Origin of the sequence: Halorubrum ezzemoulense DSM 17463, assembly GCF_002114285.1 — an archaeon.
GTDB classification, from domain to species: domain Archaea; phylum Halobacteriota; class Halobacteria; order Halobacteriales; family Haloferacaceae; genus Halorubrum; species Halorubrum ezzemoulense.
Genome location: NZ_NEDJ01000135.1, coordinates 1 through 2,972 on the forward strand (window position 1 = coordinate 1; position 2,972 = coordinate 2,972).

3 protein-coding genes are annotated in these 2,972 nt (G+C 52.1%); 2 read left to right on the forward strand and 1 reads right to left on the reverse strand.

Features of this window, described 5'->3' with window-relative positions:
• Window positions 1-396, forward strand: a 396-nt coding sequence (locus B9H04_RS17630; RefSeq protein ID WP_139835155.1) for a TRAM domain-containing protein, incomplete at its 5' end; no start/stop codon positions are given.
• A gap of 261 nt (window positions 397-657) precedes the next feature.
• A complete protein-coding gene (locus B9H04_RS17635) occupies window positions 658-2,286 on the forward strand; it encodes a sensor histidine kinase (RefSeq protein WP_169714322.1) in 1,629 nt (542 codons plus the stop codon).
• A gap of 234 nt (window positions 2,287-2,520) precedes the next feature.
• On the opposite strand, the gene B9H04_RS19370 is transcribed toward B9H04_RS17635, so the two are convergent.
• Complete coding sequence (locus tag B9H04_RS19370) at window positions 2,521-2,868, reverse strand: DUF6788 family protein (RefSeq protein WP_080508723.1); 348 nt, start codon at window positions 2,866-2,868, stop codon at window positions 2,521-2,523.
• Window positions 2,869-2,972: the final 104 nt, after the last annotated feature.

Consider the following 2,972-nt stretch of genomic DNA (forward strand, 5'->3'; position numbering starts at 1 on the left):
AGTGCTCAAATCGAAGAACGTGATGGCTCATATATCGTGGATGTCCCCGCGAGTGAAATTGAACACGACGCGCTTGCTGCCGACGAAACGTATCGCGTCGCGATCTTGAAATCGGAATCCTCGACAAGCAAGAAGACTCAGGAAGAGCAACCCCAATCGGCTGGCCAAGAACCAACTCCGACGTCGGATGGTCCTCCCGTAGACGAAGGTGCAATCCGCGACGTGACGATCGAGACGACTGGTGATCAAGGTGACGGCATTGCGAAGGTTGAACGCGGCTACGTCGTGATCGTTCCCGGCGGACAACCAGGTGATGAGCTGTCGGTCGAGATCGAGCAAGTCAAAGAGAACGTCGCGTTCGCCAGTATCGTCGAACCCGACTCACGGGCGCTGTAACGTCGTTTTACTGGCACATGTCTATTTGACTGGGATGAGGGTGTCATAGAACTCTTCTCACACCTTGTTGACTGACCTGTGGATCGCTCAGTACAGGGCATTCATGTACCGATCGCGTACTTCCCCGCTACCTGTCAGGAAAGTCGTGCGAGATACAGAGCGTCAGCTCAGCAGTAGAGGGCCGTCCAAAATAGACGCAATTCTACATTTTGCGCAGTTTCAATCGGTAATGGTATAATGATCTGATACTATCTCTCATACGTGGTAGCGCTTATATACGGATTCTTGATTATCGGACTCTTTGCCGGGGGCTGGCTGTGTTGGTTTAGTTATTCAGTACTGCGGATGGATCCACAGCTCGGTCGTCTCGCACTGGCAACGGCTGTCGGCATCTTGGGTGTTGGAAGCGTTCTCACCGCAGCAGTCGGTATTATACCGTGGCTTCCGGGTCCAGAGACGAATGATCAGGTGTGGTTGCTCCTGCCACTTGTGACCTGGAACCTGATGACTGCGCCGTGGTTTGTATTTACGCTTCAGTACACCGGAGCGCGTCCGGCGATCAGTCGTCGGTTGATAGTGGCACTGACAGTACCGGTGTTGCTAGTCCCACTCCGTGTTGGTCTCCAAGCAAGTCCGGTTGAATTACCACCAGCGATTACAGGCTTTACTGCCACAGTCGTTTTTGCGTATGTACTTTCGCTGGTTGCTTCCGGCTGCTACTTGTTATTTCGGCAAAATAAAAACGACGCTCGTTTCTCGTTACAGCAGGGTCTATCACTTTCAGCCATCCCTATCGGGTCGTTCTTGCTCTGGAACCTCTCAACCTTTGAGATAACAGCGACCGCGATGGTGGTTGTATTTGATGCCGGGACGATTACCGTCTGTGCAGGCTTGGCTGGTGCTCGCTACCGGTATGGTCTCTTCAATTCGATTCCGGCAGTCGGAACGCTCGGTGAAGAGGCGCTGATCAAACAGACAGACGATCTAATGTTTGTCGTTGATGCAGATGAGCAAGTCATACAGAGCAACCGGATCGTCGTCGAGAAACTCGACACGACGCGGAGCGAGCTTCTAAATAGTAAAATTGACGACGTCATAGGGTACGAGATTGACGAAATCGTGGCTAGCGAGACTATCTCTCTCGAAACGTCTGCTGGGGTTCGACAGTACGATTCGCAGCTATCAGCCGTTACCGGTCCACATGGCAACAGGCTTGGAAGTGTACTCAGCTTTCGTGACGTGAGCGACCGTGAGATCAGCCAACAGCGACTGTCCGTTTTGAACCGAGTGCTTAGACATAACCTTCGAAACCGGATGGATATTGTAAAGAGCCACGCTGAGGCCCTTCCAAGTAACGTGGAGGAACACAGTTCATCGATCATTGGGGCTGCCGATGACGTTGTTGCTCTCAGTCAGCAAGCAAAGCAGATCGATCAGTTTGTTTCGGCCCAAGAATCTAGCAGTCAAGTCGATCTCACGCAAGTAGTAGAGGCAGTATTAGACCGTCTTTCGAGCACGGACGTGACCGTCACTACCGACATGCCGGAAACGGCTATGATAGCCACGAATCAACGGGCTGCCACGAGCGCGATCGAAAGTGCATTAGAAAATGCGGTTAATTACGCAGCTTCGTCGGTGGTAGTAACGATCACAACCTCAGAGGGAGGCTACTGCGTGATCATTAGCGACGACGGTCCAGGGATTCCTGTAGCGGAACTCAACGCTCTAGACAGAGGTACAGAAGACCCACTGAAACACACGACTGGACTAGGATTGTGGCAACTCAAGTTGGCAGTGATGGCACTCAACGGGGACGTTTTATTTGAAATAGATAACGGAACGACCGTAAGAATCGATATTCCCGATAACGCAGCATCTGAGATAGAGTAACTTGGTGATTACAAGATAGGAGGTCAAGTTCCTTTAGTTGCCACTGTACGAGATACGCGTCCTGTATCTCGCACAGGTAGCTGAACCTCTCGTTGAGCTGGCAGAATTTTTGACAGTCAATACGCAGGTGCGTTTTATCGGCTTATTCGGCTGTAAATTCACGAAATAAATATCGTGGCAACTCCTCTATGACACTCTATGGGATCATTGGAACCCTGACTATCCTGATCCACCCTACTCGCTTCCGGGCTTCCCGATGTACTCCGATTTCATCGTCCCGTTTTCACGATAGTAGCGATAGAGATACGGGCCGTGCATATCCGCGGGGTCTCCGCTGGCGCACTTACAGCTATCGTCGCCACAGGTGACTTTTTCTTTGACGACGGTCCCGCTTCCTGCGCTATCGGACTCGTCGACGGGCTCGGCAGTCTCGGGAAGCTCCTCGGTGTCAACCGATTGGTCGCGATACTCGATGAGCGCCTCGACGTAGTTCCGTATCTCGTGGAGTGTCTCCGTATCCTGTTTTGGGAGCCCCTCTGCGAGATACTTCGGGAGCGAGGTGGGTGGTGACGGCTGCTCTATACCTTATGTAACAATTGGAGCCATGTTAGCGCTCGGGTGCTACATAAGGTATTGAACCTTCTTTCCCCACCGTGACCACCTCAGCAATTACTCGAGATCGTAGG